The organism is Novipirellula sp. (assembly GCF_041583735.1).
Lineage (GTDB): Bacteria > Planctomycetota > Planctomycetia > Pirellulales > Pirellulaceae > Novipirellula.
Window position 1 is genome coordinate 1 of record NZ_JBFHFD010000139.1, and the last position, 15,933, is coordinate 15,933.

Genomic DNA, 15,933 nt, shown 5'->3' on the forward strand with positions numbered 1-15,933 from the left:
GGGAAGGTCAACTGAAACTGATAGCACTAGGAGATTCAGGGATGAATCAGGCTACGACAAAAATCGCCGTTAGCGTGATTGCGCTTGTTCTGGCTTTCAATATCAACACCGCCAAGGCTCAATCGCCTTCGTCCGATTCGACCATGCCAACGATGGGCGAATTCATGAGCGGATTGAATCCGATGAATTGGAAAATGCCGAACTTCAAAAGCTTGCTTCCAGGGCAAGACGAAACGGCTCGCATCAAGCAGAAAAAAGAAGGCTTGGTCAGCGAGGTTACCCAATCCGCATCACGAAGTTGGCAGCGAACCAAAGAAGTCCTCGACCCACGTCGATTGATGCCAGCCCCCTCGACCGAACCGAAAGACGATTCGCCTGGCTTCTTCGCCTCGATGTTCGGAGGCGCCAAGTCGGCTGAAGAGGTCGAAGCAGAACGCGTGGCAACGGTCAGCGACTTCTTGGCTCAGCCGAAACTGAATCGCTAGAGCCCCGGCTCTGCTGCGGAATCGTCCAACGCCGATTAGGCGTCACGCCTGCCGTCCCCAAACCATCGACTCGGTTAGCGTCGATGGCGACGGGGCAACCGCGACACGCAAAAACGTAGCGTTACGGCACAGGCACTTCGGCGGTGAACTCTTCCCTCGACAACACGTCATCCGGAGGAGGATAGCGGGTGCCGATCGGCTCCCAATTTGGATCGACGGGACGTCGGTTCATATTGAGATCATTGCGCATCATGCTTATCACCCGATACGCAAACACGCCGCCTCCCATCAAAACCAGGATCAAAACGGCGAGCTTGGCGGTGCGATAACGCATCGGCCGCCGAGCTTCCTTGACCTCGGGAGGCGTTTGATATGGTTGCACCGGGGGTGACGAGGGATCAGTCATTGGATTGCTCAATCCTGCTAGAGACGTTGAACACGATCTGCAAAGACACAACCGAGCGTGCACTCGCGTAATAGCTTCGGTCCGCTCGACAAAAGCCGTGGACGACTTCCGTCACTGATTTTACCCGCCCGGCGAAGCGGGGAGGGTCGGAAAACGAGCCCACTGCGAGTTTTCCGGGGAGGGCAACGCGGCAGCGGAGACCGACGTTCCATCAACAAACGCGTCAAAAGTTTCGGCACCAGTGACATCCCACGAAACCTACGGCACATGTTAGCAAACCGGATTATTGAAAAGGTTAAATTGACAATTGTAAATTGAAAATTGCTGACCCCTCAGCCACGGACGTGGCGGCAGCATTTAGCCTTGGGCGTGAGCCCAAGGAATAGCGGCCAAACTGATCTCACAAAGCCCCGGCAGGGGCGACAGAAAACTTCACCCGCCCAGCGAAGCGGGGAGCGTGCTCGATTGTCGGCCGGTTTTCCAAGCTGGAACCGCAAACGGTGAACGATATTTACCAGTGGACGCGGTGACCGTTGCAGTACGATCAATCGCGATGCACGAAAAAACGCGATGCTCGCTAACGGCTTGCAAAGCCGTACGTCAATTGGCAGCACTCTGCGATTAAGGATATCGTGTGAAGATGGGCCGCACGACAAAAATATTTCGATGGTGCATCGATTGCTTTGACGCAATCCGCATCACCACTGTCTTGGCGTGGTTCTCGTCGATCGTAATTTTATCGACCGGACTGCTCATCCTAAAACCCTACCCCTTCTATTTCCCTCCAAATTTTGAATTTGGATTCCTCCGTGGACGCGAACCGTATTTCCACGGCGTGTACGGAATCGCCTTTTTCTCGCACATCCTCACGACCCCAGTGGTGCTCGTGTTAGGGCTGCTTCAATTGAACCGCAGGATCCGCACGCGATGGCCAGCGACCCACCGGCGAATCGGCAGAGTCTACGTCGGGCTCGTTCTTGTTTGCGTCGCTCCGAGCGGATTGATCATGGCGATGCGTGCTCCGAACGGCTACGGAGCGATCAGCGGTTTCGCCGTGCTGAGCGTGATGACCTGGATCGCCACGATGCTGGGATGGAAACGCGCGGTCGGTGGACGGCTGGATTCACACCTGCGGTGGATGTTTAGAAGTTATCTACTGATCTGCTCTGCGGTGCTGCTGCGTATTTTGGCGATGGTGGCCAGCGACTTGCAGCTGACTTCGGCAACAGCCTACCCGATCGCCGCCTGGGCGAGCTGGTTACCATCGCTTGTGGTGTTCGAAGTCATCACGCAGCTAAGAGAACGAATGACGCGTCGAAATAAACAGACTCCGTCGAGCCTAGGGAGTTAACGGCAGCGGGCTGGCGCACAGTTTTGCGTACGCATCCTTTAACGCTTCGGACGTTACACCCGCATCCGAAGTCGACAAGACGATCCAAGGACGCGCCTTGCGAATCACCCCTTTCTCTAAAAACTCGCCGAACAAACGCAGGCGAAGCTGATTGTCCGAGGAATGCTTGGCGGTGAAGGGTGCGTCGTGGGGCCCCAACAGCACCGCGACCGACATAACGTCGTCGGTAACCTGCGAGATGGGATCGCAACCGACCGAAGCCGATGCCGCTGACGCATTGCCGCTGCCTTGTGCCACAAGATCGACCGTCGGATGGGTGTCTAACAACCGCGTTTCAAGCGACAAGATGACTTCGATCACCAAGCGATTGACGTCCGAGACGATCGGTTTAAAGACCGCTTCGATCGAATACGAACCCTCTTGCTGAGGAAACGAAACATGCAATTCATCACCGCGGACGAACTGCTCGGCCACCTGCGGGAACAGATCCTCGCCCACCGAGCAAAATTGAACTCGCGAAGGATTGGTACCGTCTAAACCAAGCTGAATCCCCTGAGGGCCGCCGGTCGCATTGAGCCGCCACGTCGCATCGGCATCCGCCCAAGTTGCCACACCAAGTTCGCCGGTCTTCCACATCAGCTGTTTTTCTTTCGTACTTTTGAGGGCAGAGCACAAGGATGTAAGTGGGACGCGCCGCGAACGCTGCGGCAAGTCGAGCGTATCGAAAGTCTTGACGACTTTTCGCTACGGGGCGGCTGATTGCCGCCAACGGAACACTCGCCTATCCCATCGTTGCAAACAACAGCGACGGACACGCGGGTCCGTCGCTAAAGGATCGACACGCTAGAGCTAAACCGAATTAGCTGGCGTATTCAGCGTTGAAGAACTCTTTGCTCTCGTCGACGCCCGGTTTGATCGTGCGGCTGCCTTCTTTCCAGTTCGCAGGGCAGACTTCGCCATTTTTCTCGAAGTATTGCAGGGCTTGGGCGATTCGCATCGCTTCATCCACACTGCGTCCGAGTGGCAGATCGTTGACGACTTGGTGACGCACGACGCCGTCTTTGTCGATCAAGAACAATCCACGCAGAGCAACACCAGCGTCGATCAGCACGTCATAGTCGCGTGCGATCTGCTTGTTCAAGTCGGCGATCAACGGATAGTCGGTCTTGCCGATTCCGCCTTCGCTGCGTTTGGTGTTCGTCCATGCCAAGTGCGTGAACTCGCTGTCGACCGAGACGCCAAGCAGCTGAACGCCGAGCTTCTCGAACTCTGCCGCGCGGTCGCTGAAGGCAATGATTTCAGTCGGGCAAACGAACGTGAAGTCCAAAGGCCAGAAGAACAGGATGACGTACTTACCGCGGTAATCCGACAGCGAAATTTCTTTAAATTCGCCGTTGGGCATAACCGCTTTCGCTGTGAATTCGGGGGCTTGTTGCTGAACCAACACACTCATCGTTTCGCTACCTTCGTTTTGAGATTGCGGCGGATTGGAAATAAAAAGGAAGCAAGGCAGGTTGCTAGGGCACCCACCCGCGTTAAATCCAGAAATTGACTCTCGTCAGGCCGCACAGTTTAGGCTTTCACCCGCCCCATCGAAAGGAGATGCAATCCACGCCCCAACCGCTTTGTTTGTCGAGCGGCAGCGGCGGATGCGAAAGTCGATGACAGGGGGCTCACCACCAGCGTTTTGCAAGCCCCCCGAGTCATTCAAGCAACTTAAAAGGGGCGATTCCGCTCAGTCGTCGCCAGCGAGTCCTAGTTTCGCCAACCATTTTCGAGAATGACCTTCTCCGCTCTGGTTTTGCGCGGCATCGCGGCGAAGTCGATCCAATTGCTCGTCGAGATCGGCCAATTTGGTCGCCACCTCTTGCCGCTCGCGAGACAGCTTGGCGCGTTCGAGTGACGCTTCGATTTCCGCTTGGCGGAATTTTTCCTCCCACTGCGTCTGCAGTGTCTGCAGCCGCTGACGCTCCTCTTGAATCAGCTCATCGGCGTCGATCATCTCGGCGATCGCAGCAGCGCCGATCGCCATCCCGCCCGCGGCCGATTGAGGACGTTGTTCGAGTAAATGGTTCAGCTCACCAATCTCTTTCTCAAAACGCTCGTTCTGTTGCTGCAAACGCGAAATCTCGGCAGTCAACTCCTCCACAAATGCAACCGGATCGACCTCACACTCTGGCTCGCCCGCTTCGCCCGCATCGCTCAATCGCGACTGAACGGTTTGCGTCAAAAAGGTTTCGGCGTCAAAGCAATCCTCTTCCATCTGACGCAGAATCAATTGCTTCCGCTCTTCCCACGAAAGCGCCTCGGTAAAGTCCGAGGCGGTATCGCTGGTCGATTTTCGCACGCTAGCGTTGGCGACCTTCGCCGCCAAGTCGCTGTTCTGACGTTTCAGCTCGCACAATTCGTCTTCGAGCGCCACAATTTCATCACGTAGCAACTCGATCGCCGTTTCATGCTGAGCACGATCGATGCCGTCACTTTCATCGCTCGCCACCGAATCACGCGGGCTGACCGCCGCTTCGACCACTTGGCTTTGCAGATCCGCAAAATCGGCCAGCAATTGGCGAAGCAACAGACTGTTGTCATCGATCGCATGCAGAATTGCCTGCGACTGATCGGGGGTAGCAACCTCGGACGAAGCCGCCTGCCCGTCGACGGAACCAGCCTCCTCGAATTCAGCTCCAGACAATTCGGATCCAGGCGGCTCGAAACCTGGCAATTCAAATTCGGTTAAGTCAGGGGGCTGCCACTCGGATTGCCATACCGGTTGCGGTTCGCCCCGTGACTCAGCTTCGCCGACTTCCTCGGCCAATTCTTCCTCGGCCAGTTCCAATCGAGCCTCCGCAGCTCTCTGCTCCGCGTTGTCGACTTCCAGCTCGTCCTCCAGCTCGCTCTGCAGCAAATCAAGCGAGTCCTCGACGTCTTGGCCCAAAACAAATTGGCCCTTCAATGATGGGCCCTTCAATGATTGGGCCGTAGCCAACGGCGATAATTCAGGCGACGGATCGGTTTCCGTGAGTGACGTTTGTTCGGATAAATCGGTGTCGTCCGATTCTGCGGCCCGTACCGATTCGATCTCTATCGATTCGACCTCTATCGATTCTGTGGGCGGCGATTCGGAGCGTTTTGATGCGACTTGTATGGGTTCACGGCGGACCGCTTCGGCGCATGCGACACCACTGTTGATGTATTTTGTCGCGTCACGACGAGCCGCGGCAGTATTCGCATGGTGACTGTTTTTCCGTTTTCGAGTCTTCCTGGCCATAGTGGTTGTGTATTTGTTAGCATGCCAGCCGCGTTTCGCTTGCGGGCCGAAGCGGCTAAAATTTCGGTTCGTACGCGGCTGCACATCCAATGAAGATGACAGGTCGTAGCGCACAGAATCTTTCCCCGTACTGATTCCTACGTCGAAACCCTAGGTTTGTCAAAAAGAGACATGGCTAAAAAGAAAACCACCGCATCCGATCCTGCAAATGAAACCGATTCTGCGGAGATCGACTTTGAACAAGCGGTGGGCGAGGTCCAGCGGATCGTTAGCGAGCTGGAAAGCGGCGAACTGGGGTTAAGCGAATCACTACAGCACTACGAGCGGGGGATCAAACGGCTTAACCAGTGCCATGGCCTGCTTGCCGATGCCGAACGCAAAGTCACGCTGCTGTCGGGATTCGATGCCGATGGCAATCCGGTCACCGAACCCTTCGAGGGAGCCGACGAGCCGGATCCTGCTCCGGCAAAGGCGGGCCGACGCGGCCGCGGTACCGCCAAGCGGAAAACCGACAACGACGATGAATTGGGTGGACTGTTTTAATCCCAGCTTAAACCCAACAAGTCTGCTGCGCCGCTGTTTTCCAGCGGTGAAACGGCCAGCCCCGGCGAACCGAAACCAACCGACTGCATTAAACGGGATGACAAACGCAGCGTCCCCCAACACCCCGTGCCCCCCAACATCGCGATAGCCCCTAAAATGACGGTGACAGCGAAAAAAAGGGCAGAGGGGTGATCCACAACACCGCCGTGCGGTAACTATTGTAGAGTCATCCTCCAACCACCCCCCCAAACGGAAACTCAACTTTGAGTTGCAAACCATCTGAGCGAATTTATGGCTAATTATCCCTCTGTAATGGAGGATCTTCGTCCACTGGTCCAGCAAGCGCTTGAAAATGCGTGCGATTTCGGCGATGGTTGCCCCCAACGGCTGGGTGAGGCGATGCGTTATGCGCTTCTTGCCCCCGGAAAACGGCTGCGACCGGCATTGGTGTTGATGGCTTGCGAAGCGTGTGGCGGACAGCTCGAGGAAGCGTTGCCGGCTGCGGTTGCCGTCGAAATGATTCACGCCTACTCGCTGGTTCACGACGATTTGCCTGCGATGGACGACGATGATTTGCGTCGTGGTCGCCCCACAGTTCACATTCAATTTGACGAGGCAACAGCGATTTTGGTCGGCGATGCTCTACAAGCCGAGGCGTTTCGCCAGCTCAGCGAGCGGGTCGACGACCCGTCGCGAGCGATTGCGGCGATCCGCGTGCTCGCCTCGGCCGCCGGTGCCTGCCACCTCGTCGGCGGCCAATCCGACGACTTGTCCGCCGAACGCGACCAACCCGAGCGCGACCAAGCAGCTCAGGGCGCTACGCCAGCGACTTCAGCGACCAAGTTCCCTTCATCGAGAACCGTCGAACATCTCGAATCGATTCACCGGCGGAAAACTGGCGCTTTATTCTCTGCGTCGCTTGCGATGGGCGCGATCCTGGCGGGAGCAGACGAGAAATCCAAGTCGGTGTTGTCCGATTATGCGGCGGACCTCGGTTTGGCCTTCCAAGTCGTCGACGACTTGCTGGATTACACTGCGAACGAACAAGAACTTGGCAAACGCACAGGAAAAGATGCAGACCGCGGCAAGTTGACGTACCCTGGATTGTTGGGCATCGAAGCGGCCCGCGACAAAGCGGAACAGCTCGTGAAATCGGCACGCAACCATGCGACGTTTTTCGGCGAAGCTGGCTGGCGATTAACGAGTTTGGCTGATTTTGTTTATGAGCGAACCCAGTGATGGATTAACACGTGGTGGATTGACCCCAAGAAGTACCGACACCGTCCCCAATGCATGGATGAATCGCACAACACGTGCTGCGATCGATTGAGCCAGTGCGACAACCGAGTGGATAAAATAATGAGTGAACCTGAACCGACGACCGCCCAACCTTGCAGCCACCCCCTGCTTTCGAGCTTGCCGGATGCGAGCCCGCTGAAGTCGATGTCGCGCGACCAATTGAAGGATGTGGCGAGCGAGATCCGTGATGTACTCTGCAATCTGTTGGCGACACGAACGGCCCACTTTGCCTCGAACCTCGGCGTGGTCGAATTGTGCATCGCGCTGCACTGCGAATTTGATTTCCGCCACGACCGTTTGATTTGGGATACCGGCCATCAAGTTTATCCGCACAAATTGGTGACCGGCCGTTACCACGATTTCCCCTCGATTCGCACGCGAGGCGGATTGATGGGTTACCCCAATCCGGTCGAAAGCGAATACGATTTGTTCATGACCGGTCACGCCGGTTGCAGCGTCAGCACCGCAGTGGGACTCCGCAGCGGCGATGTGCTCTCGGGCAACGCGGACCGTCGCACCGTTGCGGTGATCGGTGACGGTGCTTTTCCAAGCGGCATCGTGTTCGAAGCCATGAACAACGCCGGAGAACTTGAAGACGATCTGACGATCATCCTGAACGACAACAAAATGTCGATCTGTCCTCGTGTCGGTTCAGTTGCCACCTACCTGGACCGGCTTCGCTCGAATCCCTATTACACCGGCCTGAAACACGAGGTCACACGACTGCTCGACCACGTGCCGATGTTCGGCGATCCCACCGAACGTCTGCTGGCTCAGATGAAAGAAGGGGTCAAGGCTGGTTTGTTGGGCGGGATGTTGTTCGAAGAATTGAACATCCGTTATGTCGGTCCAATCGATGGTCACGACATCCCGATGATGCGAAAATATCTGGCAATGGTCCGCGAGATGAAAGGCCCTGTGCTGTTGCATGTCGTCACCGAAAAAGGGCATGGTTACAAACCCGCCGCCGAGGACCCGGTCTTTTTCCATACACCGCCTGCGTTCAAGGATGATCGTGGCAAACCGGTCTCGACCGCCTCCTCGGGTTGCCCTCCGTTTACCTTGCATGCTCGCGATGCAATCCGTCGTCAAATGGCCGATGACAAACGTGTCACGATCATCACGGCCGCGATGTGCCAAGGCAACAAACTGGAACCGATTCGCGAACAGTTTCCCGATCGATTCTTTGACGTCGGTATTTGCGAATCGCACGCCGTCGCCTTTGCCGCAGGCCAGTGCAAAAACGGGATGCGACCGATCGTCGATATCTACAGCACGTTTTTGCAGCGCAGTTATGACCAAATCTTTCAAGAGGTCGCACTGCAAGACTTGCCGGTCGTGTTCCTGATGGACCGTGCCGGGTTGACGGGGCCGGATGGCCCGACCCACCATGGTATTTTTGATATCGGCTACCTGCGTGTTTTCCCGAACATGGTCGTGATGGCACCCGGCTATGCGGGCGAAGTCGACTTGATGCTGGCCAAAGCGATCCAGCATGACCACTCGTGCGCCATTCGCTACCCCAAAGCCTCGGCACTCGAACTCGATCGCACCCCCGATGAAGTGGTGATTGGTAAGAGCGAGCGGATTCGCGAAGGTCGTGACGGCACGATCGTCGCGTACGGCGCGATGCTCGACCAAGCGCTCGCCGCCGCCGATTTGCTCGCAGACGACCTTGACGTCGGCGTCATCAATGCACGGTTTGTCAAACCGATCGACCGTGAAATGATCCGCGAAACGATGTCGGGCGACAAATTTGTCGTGACTCTAGAAGAACACGTCAAAATGGGCGGCTTTGGTTCCGCGTTCCTCGAAGCGGCTGCCGAAGAACGACTGGATACCCGTAAAATTCATATCCTGGCGCTGCGTGACGAGTTCATCGAACACGGTGATCGCGAAGAATTACTGGCCGAACATGGACTCGCCGCCGAACCGATCGCAGCAACCTGCCGTGAAGCCGCCAACCTGCAAGCAATCTCGCTACAATAACGGCAACGTCAACGGTGTGAAACGAATCCTGCGGCAAACGTGCTCGGCTGGTTGGCCCATATGCCAATCCGCCTGCTCGATTTAACGCATCGCGAATCCGCCGCTCTCGACGTCCTCGGTCTGTTGCCCCTCTTTCACCTCATCCATTTCGTCGGGAATTTCCATTGATGCCTGCCAGCCAAGTTGTTCACTGGGGCCGGGATGGACATCGTCCCAACGTCGTGATTTTAGGTGCCCCCAATCGAGATCGAGTTCGCACGGAATTACAGCGGCTGAGACCTGTGATTGCCGAAACAGCCAACATCATTGCCGAAGACCTCGATTTCACGTACGACTTCAATGATCAATTAGTCGACTTGGTGATCGTGCTTGGCGGGGACGGTTCGATCCTGCAAGCGGCGCGGCAAATGGGGATGTCGCAATCGCCGGTGCTGGGCATCAACTGTGGGCGACTCGGTTTCTTAGCAGCCCTGTCGCCTGACGATTTTTTGAATGTTTGGCCCGAAGTGATGCGGGGCGGATCCGAGGTGATCGATCATATCATGATCAACATTTCGGTATTGCGCAGCGGCGAAGTCGTCGCCGAACAGCTTGCGTTAAACGAGGTCGCGATTCTCCGGGGCGCCCCCTACCGGATCCTCGATATCGATCTGTATGCCGATGGTCATCTGGCGACTCGCTATCGATGCGACGGATTGATCATCGCGACGCCCGTCGGATCGACCGCGCACAACCTTTCGGCGGGCGGTCCGATCTTGAGACGAAATTTGCAAGCGATCGTGATCTCGCCGATCAGCCCGCATACGTTGACCTATCGCCCCGTCGTCGATTCTGCCGAAACAGTACTCGAATTGACCGTGACCGAACCGTACGATTCCACCAGCGTGGTGGTGGATGGACGTATTTTGAGTGCCCTGCAAGCTGGCGATCGCCTTCGCGTCGTACGAGCAGACCAAACCTTCAAAATGCTGGAGGTGCCCGGCCAGAACGACTACCGCACTCTGCGGGACAAACTCGGCTGGGGTGGCTCGGTCAACTCCAAAATCGGGGACGATTGAGAACCGATTTCACCCTGCCCGGGAGCGGAACTTGGCAAAAGTTTTGGGCGTTTACGCCATGAAACGAAAGCTTTGACGACGTCCGCTACGTTAAAATAGCACTACCAATGCTCACGCCACGATCTCGCCCCGCCATTCCCACCGATTTTATGACCGTATCGCATCCTTCGGCCCAACGCTCTAGCGCCCGATACGCGGCCGACGTTGCCCGTCGCACCTTCTTGACCCAGTCGTTTGCCGGAATCGGAGGTCTCGCCCTGGCATCCTTGGCCGGTTCACATGCCTCGGCTGCGGAAAAAACAGCGAGCGCACAAGGGGCTGATTCGGTTCCCTGGCCAGCACTTCCGGGGTTGCCACATTTTGCTCCTAAGGCCAAACGGATCGTCCATCTATGCATGGCGGGCGGCCCGTCACACGTCGAATCGCTGGATCCCAAACCGGCACTCGACCGGATTGACGGACAACCCTTTCCGACATCGTTCACGCAAGGACAACAGCTTGCCCAATTGCAGGGATCTGAACTGAAAGCACGAAAGTCGTTTGTCAAGTTCAAGAAATGGGGCGAATCCGGATTGGAGATGTCCGAGCTGTTTCCGCACACCGGCGCGATGGCGGACGAGTTGTGTGTGATCCGCAGCATGACGACCGAGCAAATCAATCACGACACCGCTCACGCTTTCATGAACACGGGATCGATCATCAAAGGTCGCCCCTGCATGGGATCGTGGTTGCTTTACGGATTGGGGGCCGAAACCGAAAACCTGCCTGGCTATGTCGTGATGACGTCGTCCGGTCCCGGGGCGCAGCCGGTCTCGGCACGGCAATGGAGCGCGGGGATCTTGCCAAGCCGTTACCAAGGCATTGCCTTTCAAGCAAGCGGTTCGCCGGTGCACTACATCGGCAACCCCGACGGCGTTTGCCAATCGACTCAGCGGCAAGTGATTGACGAAGTGCAGCGATTAAACGGCATGCTCGCCCAGCGGTACGTCGATCCCGAGATCGACACACGCATCTCGCAATACGAGATGGCCTTCAAAATGCAAACCGCCGTGCCGGAGCTGACCGACATGTCCACCGAAACACAGGACACGCTTGATGCCTATGGCGTCGAGCGGCCTGGCGACGGCTCCTACGCATCGAACTGTTTGCTGGCCCGACGACTGCTCGAGCGAGGCGTCCGCTTTGTCCAGCTGTACCATCGTGGCTGGGATCATCACAGCAATCTGGAGCAAAACTTTCCGATCTCTGCCCGCGACACAGACCGTCCCACCGCGGCGTTGTTGGCCGACCTGAAACGCAGCGGACTGCTCGAAGACACGTTGGTGCTGTGGGGCGGCGAATTTGGGCGGACGCCGATGGCACAAGGCAGCGGACGCGATCACCACATTAACGCTTTTAGCGTTTGGATGGCTGGCGGCGGAGTGAAACCCGGGATGGCCTACGGCGCCACCGACGAACTCGGTTACAACTCGGTCGACAACATCGTCACCGTCCATGACCTGCACACGACGCTGCTGCATCTATTTGGCGTTGATCACGAACGTTTGACCGCACGTTTTCAAGGTCTCGATTTGCGGTTGACCGGCGTGGAACCTAGCCGCGTTGTCAAAGAAATCATCGCATAGTTCGTTTTCGCACACGCGAGAAACGTCCACGGCGGCATCCACCTTGAAACGCTGCCTCTAACCCTACCGCACACGACGGCGAACGATCGAGTTAGCTCTTAAATCATGAATTTCCAACGAACGATTTTTGTCCTTACGACGCTGAGCATCCTGGGTCACGGATTTGTCGCCACGTCGGCTGCGGATGCGGCGGAACCACCGACCTTGGTCAGCACATCCAAGACGCCGGCGATCCCCGAACAGGTGACATTCAACGCTCACATTCGGCCGATCATGTCCAACACCTGCTTTGCGTGTCATGGCCCGGACGCCGAAGAGAACCCCAGCGGGTACCGCATCGATTCGTTTGCCGCCGCGACCGGTGTATTGCCATCGGACGACGAAGCGGTTGGGATCAAGCCCGGCGACCCGATGCGCAGCGAAGCGTTTTTGCGGATCATTGACCAAGGCGATGGCGAACAGATGCCGCCCCCAGAATTCCGCCATCGTTTGACCGATTACGACATAGCCTTGTTTCGCAGGTGGATCGAACAAGGTGCGAAATACGAAGAACATTGGTCCTATGCGCCAATCGTTCGCCCCGTCGTCCCTGCGGTCAACACGTTCGCCGACAAGGTGCGCAACCCAATCGACGCCTTCGTTCTGGCACGACTCGAAGCCGAAGGGATCTCGCCCAGCGGCGTTGCCGACAAACGCACGCTGCTACGCCGCTTGAGTCTCGATTTGACCGGATTGCCACCGACACCCGCCGAACTGAAAACATTCTTGGACGACCCATCGGCCGATGCCTACGAGCGGCAAGTCGAACGATTGTTATCATCGAAACATTTTGGCGAACGAATGGCCAGCTTCTGGTTAGACCTCGTTCGTTTTGCGGATACCGTTGGCTTCCACGGAGACCAAAATCAACGTGTCGCTCCCTACCGTGACTACGTCATCGATTCGTTTAATTCAAACAAGCCCTTCGATCTCTTCACGCGAGAACAATTAGCGGGCGACTTGCTTGACGATCCAACGCCACAGCAATTGGCCGCGACCGGTTTGCTGCGACTGAACATGGTCACTCGCGAAGGAGGCGCTCAACCCGAAGAATACTTGGCCAAATCTAAAGCCGACCGCGTGCGGATGATGGGCACCGCGTTCCTAGGCAGCACGCTGGCGTGTTGCGAATGCCACAATCACAAATACGATCCCTTCTCGGCACACGATTTTTATTCGCTCGGTGCCTTTTTTGACGATGTCCGCCAATGGGGCGTCTATGCCGACTACGGTTACACCCCCAATCCTGATTTGCGAGGCTTTAACAATGACTATCCGTTTCCACCCGAGATTCGCATCGAAAGCGAAGCGGCGCGAAACGAGATCAAGTTTCTGCAAGCGGAACGCGACCGAGAACTCTATTCCGAACTCGCGGATTCCGTGTTGCCAGATGCCGAATACACACCATGGACACAGTCGCTCGCACATACTCTGAAATCCAACCCCTCGGGATGGATCGTTGCCGATGTGGTGGACGCGGTCGCCAGCGGCAAGACCAAGCCGACCTTGAAAGACGACGGATCGGTTCGATTGACGGGCAAGGCCAACAAGTCCGAGCAAATCACGCTGGACACGAAACTCGATGACGCCGTGCTGGTCAATTCGATCCGCGTGGAAGTGTTGCCCGACGAAGCCCACGGCAACCGCGTCGGCCGCAGTGAAGAGGGCCGGTTTTCCTTGAGCGTTTCGGTCAACCTCGATCGTGGTCCCCACCAACCGCAACCACCCATCGCCGTCACCCCTCGTTTTGTACGAATCGAGTTGCCAGGAAAAAACAAGATCCTGTCGCTCGCCGAAGTCCAAGTGTTCAGCAAAGACGCCGACGGAAAACTGCAAAACATCGCGGTCAACGGCAAAGCTCGCCACTCGGCCAACTACAAATCAGGCGACGCATCACTTGCGATCGACGGCAACACCGATGGCCACTACTACAACGCTCAATCGGTCACCCATACCAATCCGGGCAACGATCCATGGTGGGAAGTCGATCTCGGCGCGGCACAGAAAATCGAAAACATTGTCATCTGGAACCGTACCGACTCCGCCGAATACGCAAAGCGTTTGAGCCGTTATCAAGTCAAATTACTGGATGATCAACGCAGCGAACTGGTATCGTTTTCTCCAGCCACCCCCGCGCCGTCCGTCGAAATCGCCGTTCCACGGGAAGTGGTTGCCGAAAAATCCCAATCGATCGAAATCGCTTGGGGCGAAGCAGACCGCAAAAATCCAAAACGTTACATCAGTGGCGAGGAGCCGCTCGTGCTCGAAGACGTGTGGCGAAGTGGTCCAGCGATGTGGCAATTGCCTGCGAACGAAACCGAGTACCCGCACACCGCCGTTTACCATTTCGCCGCCCCCGTATGGATCACGCCGAACGATCGACTGCAAACGACGCTGCACAGTGGTGATGTCGGACGCGTGCGGATTTCGCTGACTCCGGTTGCGAACGCCATCGCCGGGTGGGATGCCGTGTCGCTGGAACTGCGAACGGCGGTTCAAACGGCTGCGTCCAAGCGTAGCGAGCAACAAAACGCACAGCTCGTCAGCGCATTCCATCGCTCGACCGTTCCCTATGCACAACAGCGACCAAGCAGCCATTTCTATCGCGACCAGATTCTGCAGCAGCATTCGGCGATGGCGATGTCGTTATGCGTCCAATCGGTTCCTGCAGACCGCATTCCCGAAAGCCGCGTGTTGCCACGAGGCAATTGGCAAGACAAAACGGGCGAGCTGGCGCCACCGGCAACGCCTCACTTCTTGCCGGAACCGAAAGTCGACAGCGAGCGACGGCTGACACGCCTCGACTTGGCCAACTGGGTTTCCTCGCCCGACAATCCATTGACCTCGCGGCACGTTGTCAATCGAACATGGAAACAATTTTTTGGCACCGGGCTCTCAGGCAAGCTCGACGATCTAGGAAGCCAAGGTGAATGGCCGAGTCATCCGTTGTTATTGGATTGGATGGCAGCGGAGTTCATCGAGAGCGGATGGGATGTAAAGCAGATGGTCCGTGGAATCGTCAACAGTCACACCTACCAGCAAACCGCCGCTCAGCGACCGGGTCTGAGCGAACGTGATCCGTACAACCGGTTGTTGGCGAGCCAATCGCCGCGGCGACTCGAAGCCGAAGTGATTCGCGACAACGCGTTGGCGATCGCCGGACTGCTCGTCACCGATTTCGTGGGCGGTTCCAGCGTCTATCCTTACCAACCGGACGGGCACTATTCGAATTTGCAGTTTCCGAATCGCCGCTATGAAGCCAGCCGTGATTCGCGTCAATATCGCCGCGGCGTGTACATGCATTGGCAGCGCACGTTCTTGCATCCGATGCTGGTCAATTTTGATGCTCCATCGCGAGACGAATGCACCGCCGATCGCCCGCTTTCCAACAGTCCGCAACAAGCGCTGACGTTATTGAACGATCCGTCGTTTGCCGAAGCGTCGCACGCGATGGCGGATCGGTTGTTAGCGGATCACGAAGACGGCACGTTCGATGATTGGCTGGACGCAGCCTTTGTGGTCGCGTTATCGCGACACCCCAGTGACGAGGAACGAGCGGCACTGCGTGGATTGTATGACCGGCAATTAGCTTACTATCAATCCAACGCCGAAGAGGCGAAGAAGTACATCGCGGTCGGTCGCAGGTCGGCAACAAAATCCAAAGCCGAGGAAAGTCAGATCGCGGCGTTCGGACAAGTCTGCCGCGTGATCTTGAATCTGCACGAAACGATCACCCGTTTCTAACCGGCTACGTGCCCGTAGCGAAACTCGCGAAGAGTTTCGGCACCATTGACATCCCACGAAACCTACGGCACGTGTTAGCAAACCGGATTATTGAAAAGGTTAAATTGACAATTGTAAATTGCCGAC

At 56.7% G+C, this 15,933-nt stretch carries 12 protein-coding genes; 8 read left to right on the forward strand and 4 right to left on the reverse strand.

Going from position 1 to position 15,933, the window contains the following annotated elements; genetic code table 11:
- A partial coding sequence (locus tag ABX962_RS12670; RefSeq protein ID WP_372719904.1) for a hypothetical protein occupies positions 1-485 on the forward strand: 485 nt, incomplete at its 5' end.
- Positions 486-606: 121 nt separating this feature from the next.
- Here ABX962_RS12670 and ABX962_RS12675 read toward each other — a convergent pair.
- Complete coding sequence (locus ABX962_RS12675; RefSeq protein ID WP_372719906.1) at positions 607-891, reverse strand: hypothetical protein; 285 nt, start codon at positions 889-891, stop codon at positions 607-609.
- 640 nt (positions 892-1,531) lie between these two features.
- Between ABX962_RS12675 and ABX962_RS12680 the strand changes: the two genes are divergently transcribed.
- A complete protein-coding gene (locus tag ABX962_RS12680) occupies positions 1,532-2,242 on the forward strand; it encodes a DUF2306 domain-containing protein (protein ID WP_372719907.1) in 711 nt (236 codons plus the stop codon).
- On the opposite strand, the gene ABX962_RS12685 is transcribed toward ABX962_RS12680, so the two are convergent.
- The 3 genes from ABX962_RS12685 to ABX962_RS12695 all read right to left on the reverse strand — a co-directional run bounded on the left by ABX962_RS12685 (position 2,231) and on the right by ABX962_RS12695 (position 5,510).
- A complete protein-coding gene (locus ABX962_RS12685; protein WP_372719909.1) occupies positions 2,231-2,878 on the reverse strand; it encodes a hypothetical protein in 648 nt (215 codons plus the stop codon). The genes ABX962_RS12680 and ABX962_RS12685 overlap by 12 nt on opposite strands.
- A gap of 223 nt (positions 2,879-3,101) precedes the next feature.
- A complete protein-coding gene (locus ABX962_RS12690; protein WP_372719911.1) occupies positions 3,102-3,695 on the reverse strand; it encodes a peroxiredoxin in 594 nt (197 codons plus the stop codon).
- A 282-nt stretch (positions 3,696-3,977) separates the two neighbouring features.
- Entirely contained in the window at positions 3,978-5,510 is a 1,533-nt protein-coding gene (locus ABX962_RS12695; protein ID WP_372719913.1) for a hypothetical protein, read from the reverse strand.
- Positions 5,511-5,681: 171 nt separating this feature from the next.
- Between ABX962_RS12695 and xseB the strand changes: the two genes are divergently transcribed.
- The 6 genes from xseB to ABX962_RS12725 all read left to right on the forward strand — a co-directional run bounded on the left by xseB (position 5,682) and on the right by ABX962_RS12725 (position 15,807).
- Positions 5,682-6,053 (forward strand): exodeoxyribonuclease VII small subunit, encoded by a 372-nt coding sequence (gene xseB, locus ABX962_RS12700; protein ID WP_372719915.1) that lies wholly within the window; start codon positions 5,682-5,684, stop codon positions 6,051-6,053.
- 291 nt (positions 6,054-6,344) lie between these two features.
- Positions 6,345-7,292, forward strand: coding sequence for a polyprenyl synthetase family protein (locus ABX962_RS12705; protein ID WP_372719917.1), 948 nt, complete (start codon positions 6,345-6,347; stop codon positions 7,290-7,292).
- A gap of 120 nt (positions 7,293-7,412) precedes the next feature.
- Positions 7,413-9,341 (forward strand): 1-deoxy-D-xylulose-5-phosphate synthase, encoded by a 1,929-nt coding sequence (dxs, locus tag ABX962_RS12710; protein WP_372719919.1) that lies wholly within the window; start codon positions 7,413-7,415, stop codon positions 9,339-9,341.
- A gap of 167 nt (positions 9,342-9,508) precedes the next feature.
- The gene (locus ABX962_RS12715) at positions 9,509-10,399 is read left to right on the forward strand and encodes an NAD(+)/NADH kinase (protein WP_372719921.1); all 891 of its coding nucleotides are present in this window, start codon (positions 9,509-9,511) and stop codon (positions 10,397-10,399) included.
- Between the two features lie 149 nt (positions 10,400-10,548).
- Positions 10,549-12,024 (forward strand): DUF1501 domain-containing protein, encoded by a 1,476-nt coding sequence (locus tag ABX962_RS12720; RefSeq protein WP_372719925.1) that lies wholly within the window; start codon positions 10,549-10,551, stop codon positions 12,022-12,024.
- 105 nt (positions 12,025-12,129) lie between these two features.
- Positions 12,130-15,807: a DUF1553 domain-containing protein gene (locus ABX962_RS12725; protein WP_372719923.1), complete on the forward strand. Its 3,678-nt coding sequence runs from the start codon at positions 12,130-12,132 to the stop codon at positions 15,805-15,807.
- The last annotated feature ends 126 nt before the right edge of the window (positions 15,808-15,933 follow it).